Source organism: Kitasatospora sp. NPDC036755, from assembly GCF_040636595.1.
GTDB lineage: Bacteria > Actinomycetota > Actinomycetes > Streptomycetales > Streptomycetaceae > Kitasatospora.
Genome location: NZ_JBEZUT010000027.1, coordinates 1 through 20,201, shown reverse-complemented (window position 1 = coordinate 20,201; position 20,201 = coordinate 1). Strand labels below are relative to the sequence as shown.

General features: G+C 74.7%; 16 protein-coding genes and 2 pseudogenes. 8 read left to right on the top strand and 10 right to left on the bottom strand.

Annotated elements, in window-relative coordinates:
- Positions 1–209 precede the first annotated feature (209 nt).
- Positions 210–1,496 (top strand): serine hydrolase domain-containing protein, encoded by a 1,287-nt coding sequence (locus AB0E96_RS06605; protein WP_359819363.1) that lies wholly within the window; start codon positions 210–212, stop codon positions 1,494–1,496.
- Positions 1,497–1,653: 157 nt separating this feature from the next.
- Here the strand turns inward: AB0E96_RS06605 and AB0E96_RS06600 are convergent, their stop codons facing one another.
- Entirely contained in the window at positions 1,654–2,406 is a 753-nt protein-coding gene (locus tag AB0E96_RS06600; protein ID WP_359819361.1) for an acetoacetate decarboxylase, read from the bottom strand.
- Positions 2,407–2,589: 183 nt separating this feature from the next.
- Here AB0E96_RS06600 and AB0E96_RS06595 point away from each other — a divergent pair, with 183 nt between their 5' ends.
- The 5 genes and pseudogenes from AB0E96_RS06595 to AB0E96_RS06575 all read left to right on the top strand — a co-directional run.
- Positions 2,590–3,471: a 3-hydroxyacyl-CoA dehydrogenase family protein gene (locus AB0E96_RS06595; protein ID WP_359819359.1), complete on the top strand. Its 882-nt coding sequence runs from the start codon at positions 2,590–2,592 to the stop codon at positions 3,469–3,471.
- A gap of 115 nt (positions 3,472–3,586) precedes the next feature.
- Positions 3,587–4,435 (top strand): hypothetical protein, encoded by an 849-nt coding sequence (locus tag AB0E96_RS06590; protein ID WP_359819357.1) that lies wholly within the window; start codon positions 3,587–3,589, stop codon positions 4,433–4,435.
- A gap of 172 nt (positions 4,436–4,607) precedes the next feature.
- On the top strand, positions 4,608–5,213 hold the full coding sequence (locus AB0E96_RS06585; protein WP_359819355.1) for a TetR/AcrR family transcriptional regulator: 606 nt from the start codon (positions 4,608–4,610) through the stop codon (positions 5,211–5,213).
- A 142-nt stretch (positions 5,214–5,355) separates the two neighbouring features.
- Positions 5,356–6,672 (top strand): GNAT family N-acetyltransferase, encoded by a 1,317-nt coding sequence (locus tag AB0E96_RS06580; protein WP_359819353.1) that lies wholly within the window; start codon positions 5,356–5,358, stop codon positions 6,670–6,672.
- Positions 6,673–7,002: 330 nt separating this feature from the next.
- Positions 7,003–7,782: pseudogene (locus AB0E96_RS06575) on the top strand (aminoacyl--tRNA ligase-related protein); the annotation flags it as partial.
- Here the strand turns inward: AB0E96_RS06575 and AB0E96_RS06570 are convergent.
- The 3 genes and pseudogenes from AB0E96_RS06570 to AB0E96_RS06560 form a co-directional block, all read right to left on the bottom strand.
- Positions 7,780–8,706 (bottom strand): annotated as a pseudogene (locus tag AB0E96_RS06570) (aminotransferase class III-fold pyridoxal phosphate-dependent enzyme); the annotation flags it as partial. The pseudogenes AB0E96_RS06575 and AB0E96_RS06570 sit on opposite strands and share 3 nt — an antisense overlap.
- Positions 8,707–8,862: 156 nt before the next feature.
- The gene (locus tag AB0E96_RS06565) at positions 8,863–9,591 is read right to left on the bottom strand and encodes a response regulator (RefSeq protein WP_359819351.1); all 729 of its coding nucleotides are present in this window, start codon (positions 9,589–9,591) and stop codon (positions 8,863–8,865) included.
- On the bottom strand, positions 9,588–11,483 hold the full coding sequence (locus AB0E96_RS06560; RefSeq protein ID WP_359819348.1) for a sensor histidine kinase: 1,896 nt from the start codon (positions 11,481–11,483) through the stop codon (positions 9,588–9,590). The genes AB0E96_RS06565 and AB0E96_RS06560 overlap by 4 nt, the downstream gene beginning before the upstream one ends.
- 234 nt (positions 11,484–11,717) lie before the next feature.
- Here AB0E96_RS06560 and AB0E96_RS06555 point away from each other — a divergent pair, with 234 nt between their 5' ends.
- Complete coding sequence (locus AB0E96_RS06555) at positions 11,718–13,130, top strand: cation:dicarboxylase symporter family transporter (protein WP_359819346.1); 1,413 nt, start codon at positions 11,718–11,720, stop codon at positions 13,128–13,130.
- Positions 13,131–13,382: 252 nt separating this feature from the next.
- Here AB0E96_RS06555 and AB0E96_RS06550 read toward each other — a convergent pair whose 3' ends face one another.
- Together AB0E96_RS06550 and AB0E96_RS06545 are read right to left on the bottom strand one after the other, a co-directional pair.
- Positions 13,383–14,405, bottom strand: coding sequence for a hypothetical protein (locus tag AB0E96_RS06550; protein WP_359819344.1), 1,023 nt, complete (start codon positions 14,403–14,405; stop codon positions 13,383–13,385).
- Between the two features lie 114 nt (positions 14,406–14,519).
- A complete protein-coding gene (locus AB0E96_RS06545; protein WP_359819342.1) occupies positions 14,520–15,131 on the bottom strand; it encodes an RNA polymerase sigma factor in 612 nt (203 codons plus the stop codon).
- Positions 15,132–15,459: 328 nt separating this feature from the next.
- Here AB0E96_RS06545 and AB0E96_RS06540 point away from each other — a divergent pair, with 328 nt between their 5' ends.
- Positions 15,460–15,831 (top strand): hypothetical protein, encoded by a 372-nt coding sequence (locus AB0E96_RS06540; RefSeq protein ID WP_359819340.1) that lies wholly within the window; start codon positions 15,460–15,462, stop codon positions 15,829–15,831.
- Positions 15,832–16,064: 233 nt separating this feature from the next.
- Here the strand turns inward: AB0E96_RS06540 and AB0E96_RS06535 are convergent, their stop codons facing one another.
- From AB0E96_RS06535 to AB0E96_RS06520, 4 genes are all read right to left on the bottom strand, one after another.
- The gene (locus tag AB0E96_RS06535; protein WP_359819403.1) at positions 16,065–16,637 is read right to left on the bottom strand and encodes an ATP/GTP-binding protein; all 573 of its coding nucleotides are present in this window, start codon (positions 16,635–16,637) and stop codon (positions 16,065–16,067) included.
- Between the two features lie 115 nt (positions 16,638–16,752).
- Positions 16,753–17,100 (bottom strand): DUF742 domain-containing protein, encoded by a 348-nt coding sequence (locus tag AB0E96_RS06530; RefSeq protein WP_359819400.1) that lies wholly within the window; start codon positions 17,098–17,100, stop codon positions 16,753–16,755.
- A gap of 125 nt (positions 17,101–17,225) precedes the next feature.
- Positions 17,226–17,636, bottom strand: coding sequence for a roadblock/LC7 domain-containing protein (locus AB0E96_RS06525; RefSeq protein WP_355257205.1), 411 nt, complete (start codon positions 17,634–17,636; stop codon positions 17,226–17,228).
- Positions 17,633–20,201: nitrate- and nitrite sensing domain-containing protein (locus AB0E96_RS06520; protein ID WP_359819338.1), on the bottom strand; the 2,569-nt coding region annotated here is incomplete at its 5' end. The genes AB0E96_RS06520 and AB0E96_RS06525, both read right to left, overlap by 4 nt.

The following is a 20,201-nucleotide window of genomic DNA, read 5'->3' as shown; positions in this document are numbered from 1 at the left end:
CGCGCGGCCCCGGCGGGGCCGGGAACCGCCGCGCCCACTGCCACCGCCGCCCTCGGCGCCCCCGCAGGGCCTCCGTCTTCCGGCGGAGGCCCTCCGTTGGTGGGCGTACGGCCGACTCCTCCCGGCGGAGGATGACGGGCCGTCAACGCGGCGGCGAGGCTGGGCGGCGGAGGCGAGGAACTGCTCGCCGACGGCGAAGGTGGGGTCGCATGGCACGTCGTACGCTTTCCGCGCTGGTGGGGGCGGTCTGTCTGGCACTGGCCGGGCCGGTGGTCTCGGCGGGTGCGGCCGAGGCCGCCGACGGGCGGCCGGGCCCGGGGGACCCGCGGGCGGCGGCCCTGCGGGCGGTGACCGGCGCCGGCGCGGTCGCGGCGATCGCCGAGGTCAGGGACGGGAAGGGGGTCTGGCGCGGAGCGTCCGGCGTCTCCGACCTCGCCACCGGCGCGCCGGCCCGCGCGGACGGGCGGTTCCGCGCCGGCAGCGTCACCAAGGTGTTCACCGCCACCACCGTGCTCCAGCTGGTCGGGGAGGGGCGGATCGGCCTGGACGACCCGGTCGAGCGGTACCTGCCCGGACTGGTCCCGAACGGCGACCACATCACGGTCCGTCAACTGCTGAGCCACCGCTCCGGCCTCTGGGACTCCACCAACGAGAAGGGCGGGGTCTTCCCCGACTGGACGGACCCGGCGGTGGTCCGGGCCTGGTTCGACCAGGGCGGCCTGACCCGGCCCATCACCCCGGCCCAGGTCGTGGCCTCCTCGGTGGCGCACCCGCCCGTCTTCGCGCCGGACGCCACGTTCGGCTACTCCAACGTCAACTACACGCTGCTCGGCATGATCATCGAGAAGGTGACCGGGCGCGGCTACGCCCAGGAGATCACCGCGCGCGTCCTGCGCCCGCTCGGTCTCACCGGCACGTACTTCCCGGGCACGGCCACGGACATCCGGGGCCCGCACGCGCACGGCTACCTGACGCTGCCCGAGGGCCCCGGTCCGGAGGACGTCAGCGACCGGGACGTCACGGTGGCGAGCCTGACCTGGGCGAACTCGGCGGGCGAGCTGATCTCCACCCCGGGCGACCTGAACCGCTTCGACAAGGCCCTGCTGGACGGCCGGCTGCTGCCGCCGGCGCTGCTGAAGGAGATGACCGCGACCAGGCCGATCGTGGTCGACGGCGTGCCGTCCGCGCTGGGCTACGGCCTCGGGCTGGCCCGCTGGGAGCTCTCCTGCGGCCCGGTCTACGGGCACGACGGCTCGGTGCCCGGGTACGGCACCCAGATGTGGTCCTCGGGCGACCGGCAGATGACGCTGTCCGTCACGCCGCGCGGTGACGGGCAGCAGCACCTCGGACAGCTGGTGGCGGAGTTCGACTTCATGGAGCAGGCCTTCTGCGGCACCGGGCCGGGGCCGAAGCCGGGAGTGAAGCCCGGGGTGAAGCCGGGGCCGGAGCTGGGTGTGGCGCAGGGGCCGGCGGCCGTGGCACCGAAGCTCGGCTGACCGCCCGCCCGCCGTCCGGCGAGGACGCTCCCCAGCCCGCCGCCCGGCGGGTTCGCCGCTCCGGCTCGTCCGCGTTGGTCCTCGACCGCGCGGGCGGGCCGGAGCGGTGCCGTTTCCGGCGCCCGCCGCCCGGTGGAGCCGGTCCGCCCGGCGGGCTTCAGGCCGTGCGGCGCTGCTCGGCCAGGTAGTCGTGGACGGGCGTGGCGGGGGCGAGGGTGAGGTCGGTGAGGATGTGGCTGGCCGAGACGACCTCCAGGACCGGCAGGTCGGCCAGCGGTGCCATGACGTGCGCGGACAGCTGGAGCCGGGCGGGGCCGGTCCAGGCCTCCTTGACGGTGACGTCCGTGATCCGGGTCCGGACCAGGTCGCAGACCCGCAGGCCGCCGGTGTAGTCGGGGACGATCTTCACCCCGTACGTGGGCACGGTGATCTGCTCGCGGGCCTCGGCCGGGTCCATCGGCTGCCACTTGTAGGCCATGGTCGCGGTGGCGACCCGCTGGCTGCCGTGGTCGAGGGTGCCGATCAGGGTGCCGGCCTCGGTGAACAGCCGGGGGCTGCCCATCACCTTCGGGTAGGCGCTCAGCTCGCGGCCGGCGGCGGTGGCGGCGAAGTTGTCGAGGTACATGGCGTGCAGGTACTCGCCGTGCTCCCTGCCGTACCGGACCGGGACGACCTGCCCGGCCTCGACGTACGGGCCGAAGCCGTCGACCTCGCCCATCTTCATGACCTCGAAGCGGACCAGCGGCTCGTCGATCTCCAGCGGCTCCGGGACGACCGCGCGCAGCGCCTCGGGGTCGGTGCGGTAGACGACGTTCAGGTACTCGCGGTCGGTGAAGCGGGTGGCGCGGGGCGGGTAGACGGGGGCGGTCAGCGGGGTGGCGGCGTGGCGGAGGACCTGGTCGGGGCGCATGGGGGGCTCCTTCTCGGCGGCGGGTTGCTTGGTCTCCTCAAACGGATACCATGTGTATCGGATACACCATGCATCCGATTGGGCTGTGGTGCAACCGCGCCGAAACCCCGTACGGACGCCCCGTACGGGAGGCCCGCGCGGCACGGCCCCTCGGAACGCGGCACAACCAAGGAAGTGATCTCGATGCCGTTCACCGTCCCCAACCCCGCCGGCCGCCCCGTCGCCGTCGTCGGAGCCGGCACCCTCGGGCGCCGCATCGCCCTGATGTTCGCCACCGGCGGCGGGGAGGTCCGGATCTACGACCCCTCGGCCGAGCAGCTCGCGGCCGCCCGCGCGTACGTCGAGGAGCAACTGCCCGCCGTCGCCGCCGCGGTGGGCGGGGGAGAGCCGGGCACCGTCGCCGTCGGCGACGACCTCGCCGAGGTGCTGCGCGGCGCCTGGCTGGTGATCGAGGCGGTGCCCGAGCGCCCGGAGCTCAAGCAGCGGGTCTTCGCCGACCTCGACCGCACCGCCGATCCGGACGCGATCCTCGGCAGCAACTCCTCGTCCTACCCGACCAGCCGCTTCGTCGACTGCGTGCGGGAGCCCGAGCGCCTGGTCAACATCCACTTCTACATGCCGCCCACCCAGAACGCGGTGGACGTGATGTCCAGCGGGCGCACCGACCGGGCCGTCATCGACCTGCTGCTGGCCGAACTGCCGCGCCACGGGGTGTTCCCGTTCGAGGCGCGCAAGGAGAGCACCGGCTTCATCTTCAACCGCGTCTGGGCGGCCATCAAGCGCGAGTCGCTCGCCGTGGTCGCCGAAGGCGTCGCCACGGCCGAGGAGGTGGACGCCATGTGGTCCGTCAACACCGGCCTGCGCGGCGGCCCGTTCCGCGCGATGGACCAGGTCGGCCTGGACGTCGTGCTCGACATCGAGGAGCACTACGCCGCCGAGCGCCCGGGCCTGCCCACCGGCCCGCGCGAGCTGCTGGAGGAGTACGTCCAGGCCGGCCGGCTCGGCGTCAAGACCGGGCGGGGCTTCTACGACTACGGCACGGGCGGGGGCACGGCCGCGGCCTGAGACGGCGTCGGCGGGCGCGGGCCGGGGGGCCGAGCCGGGCGGCGGGCGGCGGGTGGCTGGGAGCGGGTCCGGAAAACCGGTGGCACCCGCTCCCACCTGCGGTGAGAATGCACCGGTGATCCCCTCGCCGCTGTCTCCCGTCCAGGACCCCCGCGCGTGGTCGGTCGCCCCCGACTACCCGGGCATGCGGGACCTGGTTGCCGGGCTTGAGGTGCCGGCCGGAGCCGCGAGGGGCGTCATGAGCGCCCTGGAGACCTCCCGGGAGCTCATCCGGCACTCCTACTTCCGGTACGAGTTCGCCACCGCCGCCGTCACCCACGCGCTGCTCGCCCTGGAACAGGTCCTCGTGGCACGGCTGTCCGTCGAGGAGCCGCTCCGGGAGCTGATCGGGCGGGCCACCGCCGAAGGGCTCCTCGGGGCGGAGCCCGCCGCCGCACTCGACGACAGTCTGTGGCTGCGCGACGCGCTCGCCCGGGGCACGGTGGCGAGCGACACGGTGTACCCGAGCCGGGCCGTCGAGCTGGTGCGCGCCGTCTTCGACGCCGTGTCCGCGCTCCTTCCGGCCGTGACGGCGGGTGCGGCGGATGCGACGGCGGGTACGGCGGCGACGGAGCGGGCCGGGGCGGCTGAGCCGGCCCGCGGAACCGCGGACGGGGAACCGCTCCCGGACCGGCTGACCGGGCTCTGGGAGGAACACCAGAGGGCCCCGTTCCCCAGGAGCTTCGTCATGGTGGAGATCGCGGGGGTGGACCTGACCGGCCTGGACGACGCCGTCTGCAGCGCCGTGTACCGGGAGTGGGACGGCGAGTTCGACAGCCGCAGCATCTCCGACCTCTGGTACCGCATCGCCGACCTCGACAAGGTCGTGCCGCTGATCGAGGAGCAGTACTGCCGCGAGTACTTCGCCAGGCTCCGGACACTGGCCGGGCTGGTGGCGGCCCGCCACCTGCCGCCCGCGACCTGAGCGCCGTCGTCGCTGCGCCGCCCTGAGCGCGCGTCCGCCCAGCCTCCGCCCGCCAGACGTCCCGGCCGACCACCGCCCGGCGCCTCGGCCGTCCCCTCGCCCGCCCGTAGACTGGGCCGCGCCGCCCCGGCGGCACCGTCGAGCGAAGAACGAGAGCCGAGGACCGCAGTTCGTGCCCAAGTCACCCACGAAGCGGCGCCCGCTGACCGTCGCCGCCCTGAACGACAGCGCCCTCGCACTGTTCGTCGAACACGGCTTCCACGCCACCTCGATCCGTGACATCGTCGCCCGCGCCGGGCTGACCCGCGGCGCGTTCTACTCCAACTACCAGGACAAGGAAGAGCTCTTCCTCGCCCTCTACGACCAGCAGATCGACAAGCTGCTCGACGACCTGCGGGCCGCCTTCGCGGACACCGGGCCCGGGCCGGACCTCCCGTCCCGGCTGCTGCGGGAACTGGCCGACCGGCGGCAGGAGGACGAGGGCTGGTTCCTGCTCTCGATGGAGTTCACCCTGCACGCGGCCCGGCACCCGGAGGTCGCCCGGAGCCTGGCCGAGCACGAGGCCCGGCTGGTCGACGGGCTGATGGAGCTCATCGAGCAGACGCCGGAGCACACCTCGCGGGTCCGCCCGCGCGACCTCGCCCGGCTGCTGGTCATCCTGCACGAGGGCGCCACCGCGATGCGGCTCACCGAGGAGGCGCGGGGCGAGCTCGCCGAGTTCCCGGAGGAACTCCTCCACCAGGTGGTGGACGGGCTGTTCCACGCCGGTGCCCGCTGAACGGGCCATGCGCGGCCATGCGCGGCCGGGCGCGGGTTCCGCGCGGGCCGCGCACGGGGTACGGAACCCCGCGGGGAACCCCGCGCGGTGACCCGGGTGGGTACGGTCGTCCCACACGCATCATCGGAGAGGGGAGCGGGCCATGTCGGGAGCCGAAGAGGACTCGGAGACGGTGCTGACCACCGAACGGCTGGTGGTGCGGCAGTGGACCATGTCCACGGCCGATCAGGAGCGCGCCCTCGACATCTACTCCCGCTGGGAGGTCGCCCGGTGGCTCGGCCGGGAACCGCGTGTCATGACCGGGCCCGAGGAGGCCCGGGCCTTCATCGAGCGCTCGCGGAAGCGGTCCGTCGACCCGCGCTACGGTGCCTGGGCGATCGAACGGCGGGACACCGGCGTGGTCGCGGGCACGGTCCTGCTGGTGCCGCTGCCGGACGGGGACGGGGAGGTCGAGGTCGGCTGGCACCTCCACCCCGACAGTTGGGGCCAGGGCATCGCCACCGAGGCCGCCAGGGCCGTCCTGGCCAAGGGCTTCGCCGACGGCCTGACCGAGATCCGGGCCGTCCTGGCTCCGGACAACGCCCGGTCGGCGGCGGTCTGCCGGCGCCTGGGGATGACCGGCACCGGGCTGACCGACCGGTGGTACGGCCGGGAACTGGCGGAGTTCCGCATCGACCGGGACGGTGCGGGCGCGACGGAGGCGGTGGACGCCGCGGGCGCGGGGAGCGTGGCCGATGTGACCCTCAACCTCTGGCGCCGCCCGCTCGGCGAGGTGCCGGCCGAGGTCTGGGACCGCACCGAGCTGACCGTGCTCATCCTCGCCGAGACCGGGATCCGCGAACTCCCGCCCCGCATCGGCCGGTTGACCGGGCTGCGGACCCTCGACCTGGGGCACAACCGGCTCGCCGCGCTGCCCGTCGAGCTCTTCGGCCTCACCGGACTCGGGGACTTCCTCTACCTGCACGACAACGAGCTGACCTCCCTGCCCGAGGAGCTCGGGCGGCTCACCGCGCTGCGCTACCTCAACGTGGGCGAGAACCGGCTCGCCGAACTCCCCTCCAACGTCGGCCGGTTGGCCTCACTGGTCGAGCTGCGCGCGCAGCACAACCGGCTCACCGCCCTGCCGGAGTCGATCGGCGAGCTCGGCGAGCTGCGCGAACTCTGGCTGCGCGGGAACGAGTTGACCGGCCTGCCGGACTCGGTCGGCCGGCTCGCCGAACTGCGCGAGCTGGAACTCCGGGAGAACGCCCTCACCGAACTGCCCGCCGCGCTCGCCGGGCTTCCCCGGCTGCGCCGACTCGACCTGCGCGGCAACCGGATCACCGAACTGCCCGAGTGGCTGGCCGATCCGGGCGCGCTGCCCGCGCTGGAGAAGCTGGACCTGCGGTGGAACGAGGCGCGGCCCTCGGCCCGGCTGCTGGCGGCACTGGCCGCGCGAGGCTGCGTCACGCTGTTCTGAACCCGGCGGACGGGCCCCGGAAAAGGATCGGCGCCCGCCGGTCCGCAACTGCTACCGTGGAAGGCATGAAGCGCGCTGCACTCGCCACGACGACGCCGGAGAGAGTCCCGGCGCGCTGACTGCTGACCTAGTCCGAAGCCCCGGGGCGAGTGCCCCGGGGCTTCGCCGTTCCCCGGACCCACTCGCCCACAGACCCGAGTGGAGACCGCCCTCATGCACGACCACCAGCCGCACGACCAGTCCTCGCCCACCCCGGCAGCCCATGCCCACCCGGCGCACGACCACCGCAGGCTCGGCCGCGAACTCGACCTGTTCGACACCGACCCGCTGATGGGCTCCGGCCTGCCGTACTGGCTCCCCGACGGCGCCGCGATCCGGCACTCCCTGGAGGAGTTCATCCGCGGCCGCGAGCGCCGGGCCGGCTACCGCCACGTCTACTCCCCGGTGCTCGGCAAGCGCGAGCTGTACGAGATCTCCGGCCACTGGGCGCACTACCGGGAGGACATGTTCCCGCCCATGGAGCTGGGCTCCGAGGAGATGGTGCTGCGCCCCAGTCTCTGTCCGCACCACGCGCTGATCTACCGCTCACGCTCCCACAGCTACCGGGACCTGCCTCTGCGCATGGCCGAGTTGGGCGGCATGTACCGTTCCGAGCTGTCCGGGGTGCTGGGTGGGCTGACCAGGGTCCGGGCGATCCAGCTGAACGACGCCCACATCTTCTGCACCCCGGAGCAGGCGGCCGACGAGGCCGTCGCCGCACTGGAGTTGATCCGCGAGGCACACCGGGCGCTCGGCGTCGTCCCCGTCCGCTACCGCCTCTCGCTGCCCGGCTCGGGCGGCAAGTACGTGGCGGATCCGGCACTCTGGGAGCGCGCGGTCGCCCTGCTCACCGAGGTGCTGGAGCGTTCCGGCGTGCCGTTCGAGGCGGCGGAGGGCGAGGCGGCGTTCTACGGGCCCAAGATCGACGTGCAGATCGCCGACGGCGCCGGGCGCGAGTTCACCCTCTCCACCGTGCAGATCGACTTCCATCAGCCGGAGCGGTTCGACCTGCGGTACGTCGGCGCGGACGGTGCCAAGCACCGGCCGGTGATGGTGCACCGCAGCGTAGTCCTCGCGGTACACGACGACGGCGAGCGGGAGGCTGCCGCCGATGGCCTTGGAGAGGACCATCGCGTCCGGGACGATGCCGCTGTGCTCGATCGCCCACATCGCGCCGGTGCGGCCGACTCCGGTCTGCACCTCGTCGACGATCATCGGGATGCCTCGCTCGGCGGTGATCCGGCGCATCGCGCGCAGCCAGCCGTCGGGCGCGGGGACGACCCCGCCCTCGCCCTGGACGGCTTCCAGGATCATCGCGGCGGGCGCCACCACGCCGCCCGAGGGGTCGTCCAGCAGCCGTTCCACGTAGGTCTCGGCGAGGTCGGTGCCCGCCGCGCCACCGACCCCGAACGGGCAGCGGTAGCCGTACGGGTAGGGCAGCCGGGCGACCTCACCGCCGCTCGGCAGCGGTTCCTTGACGGCGACGTTGCCGGTGAGCGCCAGGGCGCCGGCGGTCATTCCGTGGTAGGCGCCGGTGAAGGCCAGCGCGCCGGACCGGCCGGTGGCGGTCTGCATCAGCTTGAGCGCGGCCTCGACGGCGTCCGTCCCGGCCGGTCCGCAGAAGTGCACCCGGGCCCGGGCGGCGAACTCGGCCGGCAGGCTCTCGAACAGCGCGCTGGTGAAGTCGTCCTTCTCGGCGGTGGCGAGGTCGAGCAGGTGCAGGGGGGCGCCGCTGTCGAGGGTGCGGCGGATCGCCTCCAGCACCACCGGGTGGTTGTGGCCGAGGGCGAGCGTGCCGGCGCCGGAGAGGCAGTCCAGGTAGCGCCGTCCGTCGGCGCCCTCGACGGTCATGCCGTGGGCGCGGACCGGGACGATCGGGAAGGAGCGGGCGTAGGTTCTGGCGGCGGACTCGCGGACGCGCTGACGGCGCAGGATGGCCTCACCGGCTGCCGGGGCTCCGGAGGCGGCCTGGACGGGTACGGCTGCGAGCGACACGAGAAACCCCCAGGGGAAGTTAGGTTAGCCTAACTTTACTGCCCTTGACCTGCTGGAACGCCCCGGGGGTCGCAGAACCACCCGGGCGAGTGAACCTCCCCCGGTTCCGCCAACGAGCGTCGCGCGAGAAGGTAACGGCCCGGTCCCCGAAACCCCTCAGGACCGGCCCCTCCACCGATAACAGAGCTCCGGCCGTCCGACGCTCCCGTACTGCGGCTCCCGCACCGCGCACCCCGTCTCCACCAGGTGCTCCAGGTAGCGCCGCGCGGTGATCCGCGAGACCCCGGCCGCCGCCCCCGCGGCCGCCGCCGACAGCCCGGTGGCCGCCCCCCGCAGGACCGAGGCGACGGTGTCCAGGGTGGGCGCGCTCAGCCCCTTGGGCAGGGTGCTGCGCTCCGGTGTGCGAAGCAGGGCGAGCGCCTGGTCGACCTCCTCCTGGCCGGTCGCCTCGCCGGTGCGTCCGAGGCTGTCGCGGTAGCGGGCGTACCGTTCCAGGCGGTCGTGCAGGGCGGCCGCGCTGAACGGCTTCAGCAGGTACTGCACGACACCCGCCGACACCGCCTGCCGGACCATGGCGAGGTCGCGCGCCGAGGTCACCGCGATGACGTCGGTCCCGTGGCCGGCCGCGCGCAGCGTGCGGCAGAGCTGGAGCCCGTGGCCGTCCGGCAGGTAGAGGTCGAGCAGGGTGAGGTCGACGGGCGTCCCGGCGGCGCGGGCCCGCTCCAGGAAGCGGAGCGCTTCGGCACAGCTGTGGACCGTCCCGGCGACGCGGAAGCCGGGCTCCCGCCCGACGTACAGGGTGTGCGCGGCCGCGGCCACCGGGTCGTCCTCGACCACCAGGACGGCGATGCCCGCACCGGCGGCGGTGTCGGCGGCGCCGCTCACAGCCCGGCCCCTTCCCGCTCTCGACCGGCGGACCCGCCGGGACGGCCGGCGGGTCCGCCCGGCTCTGCCGCCCCTGCCGATCCTCCCGGCTCACCGGGCTCACCGGGCTCACCGCCGGGCCCTCCCGGCCGCCCTGCCAGCGGCAGCCGCACCGTGAGCACCGCCCCGCGGTCGCGTCCGACCTCGACGGTGCCGCCGTGGCGCCGGGCGGCCTGGGCGACCAGCGCCAGCCCGAGCCCGTGCCCGCGGCCGTCCCGCTTGGTGCTCCAGCCGCGCCGGAACACGTCCTCGACCGCGCCCGGGTCTATCCCCGCGCCGGTGTCGGCGACCCGCAGCAGCAGGCAGTCGCCGGACGGCCCCGCGCCGCCGCCGTCGGGGCGGCCCCGGTCGTCGGCGTCCCGGCCCCCGGCGTCCCGGTCGTCCGCGATCCTCGCCGTGACGGTGACCTCCGGCGGGACGGGGCTCTCGGCCGCGCCGGCGATGGCGGCGTCCACGGCGTTGTCGATCAGGTTGCCGAGCACGGTGATCAGGTCGCGGGAGCCGAGCCCGGGCGGCAGCACCCCGTCGTCGATCCGGCTGTCCTCGGTGAGCGTCAACTCCACACCCCGTTCGGCGGCTTGGGCCGCCTTGCCGAGCAGCAGCGCGGCCAGCACCGGCTCGCTCACCGCCGCGACCACCCGGTCGGTGAGCTGCTGGGCGAGTTCGAGCTCGGCGGTGGCGAACTCCACCGCCTGTTCGTGGCGGCCGAGTTCGATCAGCGATACCACCGCGTGCAGCCGGTTGGCGGCCTCGTGCGCCTGCGCGCCGAGCGCCTCGGTGAAGCCGCGGACCGAGTCCAACTCGCCGCTCAGCGACTGGAGTTCGGTATGGTCACGAAGGGTGATCACCCGGCCGAGACCGGTACCGGTTCCGATGGTGGAGGTGTTCAGCACCACGACCCGTTCGGCGGTCAGGTGCACCTCGTCCCGGACCGGGTCCGCCCGCAGAACGGCCGCCACCAGCGCCTCCGGAAGGGCGAGCTCCGCCACCGGGCGACCATCCAAGTCGCCTTCCAGGCCGAGCAGTTCACGGGCGGCATCGTTGCACAGCACCACCCGGTGCGAGCGGTCCAGCAGGACCAGCCCCTCGCGCACCGCGTGCAGGGTCGCCTGGTGGTACTCGTAGAGGTGGCTCAGCTCGTCCGGCCCCATCCCGTGGGTGTGCCGCCGCAGCCGGGAGTTGGCGAGGTAGGTGCCGACGCCACCGAGCGCGAGCGCGGCGACCGCCACCCCGACCAGGGCGAGCAGCGGACCGCTCAGCTGCGCGGAGATCGACTGCACCGTGAGGCCCGCGCTGACCAGCGCCACCACCCGGTGCCGGTCGTCCAGGACGGGGGTGACCACCCGCACCGAGGGGCCGAGCGTGCCGGTGTACGTCTCGCTGCGGGTCTGCCCGGCGAGCGCCCAGTCGATGTGGCCGAGGTAGAGCCGGCCGATCTGCTCGGGCAGCGGATGGGTCCAGCGCACGCCCTCGGTGTCCATGACGGTGATGAAGGAGACCCCGGTGTCGGCCCGCACCTGCTCGACGTACGGCTGGAGCACCGCGGTCGGGTCCGGGTCGCCGACGGCCGCCCGCACGGACGGCGAGTCCGCGACGGCGTGCGCGACCGCGGTGACCTGGCGGCGGGCGGAGTCCTCGGCGCGGTCGGCGGTGAAGAGGTACGCGAGCACCGCGCCGCCGGCGACCACGGCGGCGACGATCACCACCTGGACGACGAACAGCTGCCCGGCCAGGCTGCGGACCAGCCGCCGGGGCAGGCGTCGAGGCAGGCCTCGGGCCGGGCGCCCGGGCCCGCGGCCCGTCGGCCGGTGCGAACGGCGGCGCGGGGCGGTGGGGGCGGTGCGCTCGGACATGCCTGCCAGTGTGCACCACGCTCCGGGACACCCCCGGGGCCCGTCCGGCCACCGCCTCCGGGACCCGTCCGGCCCGCACCGCCGGCCCGCACTGTTCGCGGGCCGGGCATCGGGGCCGCCCGCACGGTTCATGAACTCTATGAACGCAAACGTGACCTGCGTCACCTCCGGGCCCATAGTCGGAGCGGCCCATCCCCCCGGGGCCACCAGGACTGCACGGCAAGGGAGCCGCAGATGTCGATCGCTGGAGCCGCCGCGGCGGCGGGACCCAGACGCAAGGACCGGACCCACTACCTCTACATCGCCGTGATCGCCGCGGTGGTCGCGGGTGTGGTGGTCGGCCTGGCCGCCCCCGGTTTCGCCGTGGAGCTGAAGCCGGTCGGCACGGGCTTCGTCAATCTGATCAAGATGATGATCAGCCCGGTAATCTTCTGCACCATCGTCCTGGGCATCGGCTCGGTGACCAAGGCCGCGAAGGTCGGCAAGGTCGGCGGCCTCGCCATCGGCTACTTCCTCGCCATGTCGACCGTCGCCCTGGCCATCGGCATGGTCGTCGGCAACCTCCTGGAGCCCGGCGGCGGCCTGCACCTGACCGCCGCGCTCGCCAAGTCCGGCCACGCCCAGGCGGCCGCCGGCGGCGCCCAGTCGACCACCGACTTCCTGCTCGGGATGATCCCCGAGACCCTGTTCTCCGCCCTCACCCAGGGCAAGGTGCTCCAGACCCTCCTGGTCGCCCTGCTCGCCGGCTTCGCGCTCCAGGCGATGGGCCCGGCCGGCACGCCGGTGCTGCGCGGGATCGAGCACCTCCAGCGGCTGGTCTTCCGGGTCATGTCGATGATCATGTGGGTCGCTCCGATCGGCGCCTTCGGGGCGATGGCCGCCGTGGTCGGCGCCACCGGCACCGCCGCGCTGAAGAGCCTGGCCGTCATCATGATCGGCTTCTACGTCACCTGCGCGCTGTTCGTCGTCGTGGTGCTGGGCGCGCTGCTGCGCCTGGTCGCCGGGGTCAACGTGTTCGCGCTGCTGAAGTACCTCGGCCGCGAGTTCCTGCTGATCCTCTCCACCTCCTCCTCGGAGAGCGCGTTGCCCCGCCTGATCGCCAAGATGGAGCACCTGGGCGTCAGCCGCCCGGTCGTCGGCATCACCGTGCCGACCGGCTACAGCTTCAACCTCGACGGCACCGCCATCTACCTGACCATGGCCTCGATCTTCATCTCCGAGGCGATGGACAAGCCGATGTCGCTCGGCGAGCAGCTCTCGCTGCTGGTCTTCATGGTGATCGCGAGCAAGGGCGCGGCCGGGGTCACCGGCGCCGGACTGGCCACCCTCGCGGGCGGGCTCCAGTCCCACAAACCCGCGCTGGTGGACGGGGTCGGCCTGATCGTCGGCATCGACCGCTTCATGTCCGAGGCCCGCGCGCTCACCAACTTCGCGGGCAATGCCGTCGCGACCGTGCTGATCGGGCACTGGACCGGCGAGATCGACGCCGAGCGCGCCCGACGGGTGCTGGCCGGCGAGCTGCCGTTCGACGAGCTGACGCTGGTCGACACCCACGCCGCGTCGGACGGCCCCACCGCGCCGGACGGCCCCACCGCCGACGCGCCCCAGGTCGTCCCCGCCCAGGGCACCGCCCCCGCCGGGGTCTGAGCCCGGCAGCACCCCCGCACTCCCCCGGTTCGGCGCCTCCCACCAACCCCCGGAAACGGCGCCGGACCGGGGGTCTTCGCGTCCTCGCGCTCAGGCCCGGGCGGCGTTCCCGGGCGTCCGACGTTCGCGGGCGTCCGACGTTCCTGGGCGTCCGACGCGCCCGGCCGACCGACGCGCCCGGCCGACCGACGCGCCCGGCCGACCGACGTTCCCGGCCGACCGACGCGCCCGGCCCGGAGGTCGGCTCGCGCGTCACAGCTCCTGCGAACCGCTGAGCACCCAGGCCACCCCGCTGGCCGGATCCTCCAGCGCGACGTGCAGGTGGTGCAGTCCGGCCGAGGGCTCCTGCCAGGTGAAGCAGCGCATCCGGGCCACCAGCGCGTTCACCTCGCCCCGCTCGACCCCGCCGACCCCCACCGGGCCCTCCGGGCTCTCCGGACCGTCCGGCCCACCGTCCGCCCCGGCCATCGCGGCCAGCGCCCGCCACAGCCCCAGCCTGCCGTGCGCAGAGCCCTGCGCCCGCCCCACCGCGGCGGACCGCACCAGCGCCGGGTAGACCAGCGTGAACGGCAGGTACCCGCCGACCACCCGCCGGTCGCGGGCCAGCAGGGCCGCCGCCGCGGGGGCCTGACCTCGGACGCAGGCCGTCGCCGCCCACGGCGCCAGCTCGCCCAGCCCCGTCAGCGCCCGGACGACCCGGGGCCCGTCCGGCCGACCGACCGACGGCGCCACCGGAGGCAGTTCCACCTCCCCCAGGCCCTCCCGACTGGCGGGCAGGGTCAGCAGCGCGCTGCGCGCTCCCCCGCCCGGCAGGTACTCGCGCACCCGGCCCGCCTCCTCCCATCCCGCCGCCTCCCACGGTTCCAGGCGCATCGGCACGCCCTCCGGGTCGGGCTCGGCCCCGAACGGGAGGTCCTCGCCGAGCAGCGCCCGGGTGTGTGCGACCAGCCGCCGCACCGGGCCCGGGCCGAGCAGCGGGGCCAGCCGCAGCCAGGAGTGCCGGGTCGCCAGCACCTCCCAGAGCGGGCCGGCGTCGTGGTCGTCCACGCCCGCGGCCGTCCCCGCGCCGCCGTCCCGGTCGAACAGCCGGACGGCCAGCTCGGGTGGCGCCGCGTAGGCGATCAGGTGGCCGAGCGGCGCCGTCAGCGCGGCCGCGGCCTCCTCGCCCGCCTCCGCGCTCGCGGCCGCCCGGCCCAGCCGGTAGGCGGCGAGCAGCTCGGACCAGCGGCCGTCCTCGGCCAGCGCGCGCAGGCGGTCGTCCCCGTACGTGATCACGTTTCGCAGGGTACGGGCCGGGGCGGCGCAGCAGCCGACTTGCCGTCGGTTCGGTGCGTCGGGGCGGCGGGCGTGCGCCCACCTCCGCCGCCTCTGGCCCGCCCGCGCCCCTGGTCACGCCCCCTTTCGCACCTGCCACCGCGTCGCTCCGTCGAGCCCCTCCTCCCATGCGCGCTCCCGCTCCCATCCGTGTTCGCGGTCGCATTCCCGGTCGTGCCCCCTTTCGCGCTCCCGTTCGCGCTCCTGCTGGAGGACGGCGCGCAGCCGGCCGTGGGCGCGGCGCCGGGTGACGGCCAGGGTGCTGCGGTGCAGGCCGAGCAGTTCGGCGGCCTCGTCGATGCTGTAGCCGTCGAGGTCCACCAGCACCACGGCACGGGCCTGCTTGGCGGTCAGGAAGCCCAGCAGGCGGAGCACCTCCCAGCGCGCCTGCAGCTCGGCCATCCCGCCGGCCCTGGGGTCGAGCGCCCCCCGGTCCCGCTCCCCGGCCTCGCCCGCCTCCGGCACCTCGGGCATCGGCACCCGCCGGCGCTCCCGGCGCCACTGGTCGCGCAGGATGTTCACCATGGTGGTGAACGCGTAGGCGTAAGGCTGCGGATGGCCGAGGAAGCGCTCCGGCCGACGGGCGATCCGGAGGTACGCGTCGTGGACGACGTCCCCGGCGCCGAGGGGACCACCGGCGAGGGCGGCCGCCGCCTGCTGGAGTCTGGGTAGAAGATCCGTGAACACCCGGTTGAATTCGGCCGATTGATCGTCGCTCCCGCTCGGATCGAATCCCCTTCCCCGTCCGCCGCCCGCACTTCGACCGCTGCGATCCGCCATGCCGCTCTCCCCGGAATCGGCACTCCGAGCACCCGGTTCGCGCTGGCCACACGGGACGCGGGCCAACCGGATGACTTGTGACACAGGTCACATCATAGTTCGTCGTCTCACCCTGCGCAGTCAATCGTGTGCAACACGTCACCGACCGCGCGGGAGGCGGGAATTCACACCACACGGACATCCCGGCGGCCGGAGCACCGCGCTCGACGAGAACCACTCAGCAAGGAGAACCACCGTGCGAGGCTGCATCACCAGGAAGATCGCCACGTTCGGACTGGCCGCCACGGCCGCCCTGGGCGTGCTCGGGACCACCGCCCCGCCGGCCGCCGCAGCGACGGTCCGGACCCGGACCGCCACTCCGGAGTCCACCGAGACCTGGAACACCGTCGCGTCCGCGACCTACCACTGCGTCATCACCGCCAACTACGGCTGGCGGTGGGAGGGCCACTGCAACGTCTACTCCGGGCGACTGCGCACCATCACCTACTGCGCCAACGGCACGTCCACCACCGGGCTGTGGATCGGCGCGCGACCGGAGGCCTGGGCGGTCTGGGGCAACTGCTCGGGATCCACCTGGACGCGGATCGTGTTCCAGTGGCACAGCTGAACCGCCGACCGTCTGACCGCTCGACCGCCGCCAGAACCGCCAGGAGCGCCAGAACCGCCGCCACGAGGGCCGCCAGGAGCGCCGCCCGGCTCTGACGGGTGACAGATGACAGCTGACAGATCTCGAAATCTGTCAGCTGTCATCTGTCATTTGCACACTGTCCGTCCGCCGGCGCCGCCCGCACGCCTCTTTCTCGGCCCACCACCTCGGCCGACCACCGCGACCCGCCCACCTCAGCCCACCGGCGTGACGTCCGCGAGCAGGCGGGCGGCGTGCACCCGGCCCGCGTGCTCGACCAGGTTGATCAGCACCTCCTTGCCCGAGGCCCGGCGGCGCGCGTCGCACAGCAGCACCGGCGTGCCCGCGTCCAGGTCCAGTGCGCGGGCGACCTCCTCCGGGCCGAACTCCCGCGTCCCGGAGAAGCGGTTCACCGCGACCACGAACGGGATGCCCCGGTGCTCGAAGAAGTCGACGGCCGGGAAACAGTCGGTCAACCTGCGGGTGTCGGCGAGCACCACCGCACCGAGCGCCCCCTGCGCCAGCTCGTCCCACAGGAACCAGAACCGGTCCTGCCCCGGCGTGCCGAACAGGTAGACCGCCAGCCCCTCGCGAATGGTGATCCGACCGAAGTCCATCGCCACCGTGGTGGTGGACTTCCGCTCCACGCCGTCCAGGTCGTCCGTCCCGCGCCCGGCCTCGGTCAGCCGCTCCTCGGTGCGCAGCGGGCGGATCTCACTGACCGCGCCGACCAGCGTCGTCTTGCCGACTCCGAAGCCGCCCGCCACCAGGATCTTGAGCGCGAGCACGGTGCCGTCGGGATCCTCGGCGCCGAAGGGGTCCGGCCCGCCGGACGGGTCGCGGGCGTCGTACCGGTCGGCCGGGTCCGGCCCGGTGGACGGGTCGAGGGGTTCGGACGGGTGGTCAGAGTGCGCGGAGTCCACGGATGACCTCCTGGAGGATGCGCTCGTCGGGGAGCAGGGCGGGCGGGACGGGACGGCGGACCCGGATGAGCCCGGCCGCCAGCAGGTCACCGAGCAGCACCCGCACGACGCCCACCGGCAGGTCGAGGTCGGCGGCCAGCTCGGCCACGGACAGGGGGTTGCCCCGGCACAGCGCGAGGATGTGCGCCTGCTCCGGGCCGACCGGCGGCTCCGGCACGTCCGGCGCGAGCGTCGGGTCGGGCAGCTCGGTGACCACCACGGCTATCAGGTCGAACTGCTGCTCCCCGGCCCCGGTGCGCCCGCGGGTCATCGCGTACGGGCGGACCAGCGGACCGGCCTCGTCGTCGTACCAGCGGGCCCGGTGGGCGGCCGCGAGCGGGTTGCGGGGCTGTCCGTCGGGTGCGGCCCTCGGGTGCTCGGGATGTCGCCCCCGGTGCGGGCGGGGCACCGGGCTCACCGGCCGCCCACCGCCCGTGGCGGGGCGCTCAGATGCTCGCCGACCCGGCGGACCAGCCGGGCCATCTCGTAGGCGATCAGGCCGAGGTCTGCCCGGGCGGTGGCGAACACGGCGAGGCAGGTGCCCTCGCCGGCCGCCGCGACCAGCAGGTAGCCGCCCTCCAACTCGACCATGGTCTGGCGGACTTCACCCGCGCCGAAGTGCCGGCCGGCGCCCTTGGCCAGGCTGTGGAAGCCGGAGGCGACGGCCGCCAGGTGCTCTCCGTCCTCCCGCGCCAGGCCGGCCGAGGTGCCCATGGCCAGGCCGTCGGCGGAGAGCATCACGGCGAAGCGGAGCTCGGGGGCGCGCTGGACCAGTTCGTCGAGGAGCCAGTTCAGCTCCCCCGCGCGGTGGGTGGTGGCGATCACGGACGCTCTCCTTCGGGTCGGGACGGGTGTTGGGGGTGACGCGCCCGCGGCGGCTGCGGAGGGTCGGCGGGCTGCCCGTCCCGCCGACGCTCCGGGGTCAGGCCGCGCGCCCATCCGCTCTGGAAGGCGGACATCGCCGCCCGGGCCTCCTCCGGGCTGCGGCCCGCGACACCGAGGCCGTCACCGGAGCCGGGCCCGGCCGGGGCAACGGCCGCCGCAGCCGCAGCCGTACGGCGGTGACCGTGCGCGGACGGGCGGGCCGGGGCCTCGCGCAGCTGCGGCATGAGGCTCGCCTGGCGGGTCCGGCGCGGCAACTCCTCGGGGCCCGGGTCGCCCCGGTGACCGCCGGGCCCGTGGCCCTCCGAGTCCGGTCCGGGCACCGGCTCCGATGGACGTTCCGTCCGGTGCGGCGCCGCGCCGTACGGCTGCGCCGGCCCGGACCGCGGACGGGCGGCCGCACCCGCGCCCCCGTCCGCAGCCGGACCGGCCGCCCGGGCCGCGGAGGCCCGGAAGGGCGTGCGGCGTACCGGCCCGGGGGCACTGCCCCGGACACCGAACGGCAGCAACGCCCCACCCTCCGGCGGCGGCCCACCCACCGCCGGAAACCCCTCACCCGCTCCGCCGCGCGGGTGCTCCCGGTGGCTCGGGTCACCGGTCGGATCACCGGTCGGGGTGCCGCCCGAGACACCCGCCGGCTCCTGCGCGTGGCCGTGCACCGGCGTGAACTCCCGCTCCGGGCCGCCGTACCGCACCCCCTCGGCGGTCCCGGACCCGGCCCAGGCCCCTGACTCGGTCCCGGACGCGGTCCCGGACTCGGTCCCGGACTCGGCGGACAGGGGTGCGACCGGCTCGCGGCCGTACCACACGCCCTCCTCCTCCTCCAGCCCGGCCTCCGTCCCCAACTCCGCGTCCAGCCCCGCCTCCGACGCCGCCGCCTCGTCGGCCAGCAGCGTGGTCGGCAGCAGGACCACCGCCGTGGTGCCGCCGTACGCGGAGGTCACCAGCGAGACCTTGACGTCCTGCCGCCGGGCGAGCCGGCTGACCACGAACAGGCCGAGCCGGTCGCTGTCGAAGAGGTCGCTCTGTTCGGCGGCAGAGATCCGGCGGTTGGCCGAGTCCAGCACCTCCGGCCCCATGCCGAGGCCGCGGTCCTCGACCTCCAACGCGAAGCCGTTGCCGACCCGTTCGCCCCGGATGTGCACCCGGGTGTGCGGCGGGGAGAACCCGGTCGCGTTCTCGACCAGCTCGGCCACCAGGTGGGTGAGGTCGGCGACGGCGTGGCCGACCACCGCGGCGCGCGGCAGCGGGTGGACCTCGACCCGGGCGTACTCCTCGACCTCGGAGACGGCCGCGCGCACCACGTCCACCAGCGGGACGGGCCGACGCCAACCCCGCCCGGGGGCGGCTCCGGAGAGGATGATCAAGCCCTCGGCGTGGCGGCGCATCCGGGTGGTGAGGTGGTCCAGCCGGAACAGGTCCGCCAGCTCGGACGGGTCCTCGGTGCGGCGCTCCATCGCGTCCAGCAGGGTGAGTTGGCGGTGCACCAGGACCTGGCTGCGGCGCGCGAGGTTGACGAACACGCCGGAGACGCCGGAGAGCACCTCGGCCCGCTCGACCGCCGCCGTGACGGCCGCCCGCCGCACGGTGCCCAGCGCCCGGTGCACCTGGCCGATCTCGTCCCCCCGCTCGACCGGCAGGGGTGCCTCGGCCTCGATGTCCACCTCCTCGCCCGCCCGCAACTTCCGCATGGTGGAGGGAAGTTTGCGACCGGCCAGGTCAAGTGCCGAGTTGCGCAGGCCGATCAGCTCGGTGACCAACCCGCGCCCGATCTGCACCGAGATCACCAGCGAGGCCACCACACCGATCAGGCCGAGCAGCACGGCCATCCCGGCCGGGGTGAACAGGCCGAGGGCGTACGGGTCCTGACGCTCGGCGGCGAGCCGTCCGGCCCGGTCCTCGACGGCCCGCAGGGCACCCGCCGTGTTGCCCGCGACCATCGCCCAGCGGTCGGCCGGCACCGCAGCGACCGCCGTCCGGCCGTCGGCGGCAGCCCGTACCCGGTCCTCGTACCCGGCCAGTTCGCGGTGGTCCGGTCCGCCGGTGACGGCGAGCAGCGCCTCCCGGTCGGCGGGACGCAGGTCGGCGGCGGCGCCCTGCTCGAACTCGCGCCGGGCGAAGGCCGCGCCGGAGAACTCCCGCAGCTGGTCGTCGGCGAGCCCGCCGGACAGCTGGGCGGCGCGCAGCAGGGCGTCCTCCCGGGCGAGCAGTTCGCGGGACCGGGCCAGCTCCAGCAGCACCCGCGCGTCGGAGGCCTCCCGAGGGGCCTGCAGGGGCGTGACGGCGCCGGCTGCGACGAGCGCCCGGTCCACCGCCTCGCCGTACACCGCGTACGCCTCGGGCCAGCCGACGCTCCTGGCCAGGACTCGGTCGCGCAGCGCGGGCAGCAGCGCGAGCGAGCCGCCGAGGGCGTCTCGTGCAGATCGTCGCCACCCAGGACGTGTCCAACCCGACCGTGCTCGCGCCGGACGGCACCACCGTGACCTGCGACGACCCGGTCGGCCCCGG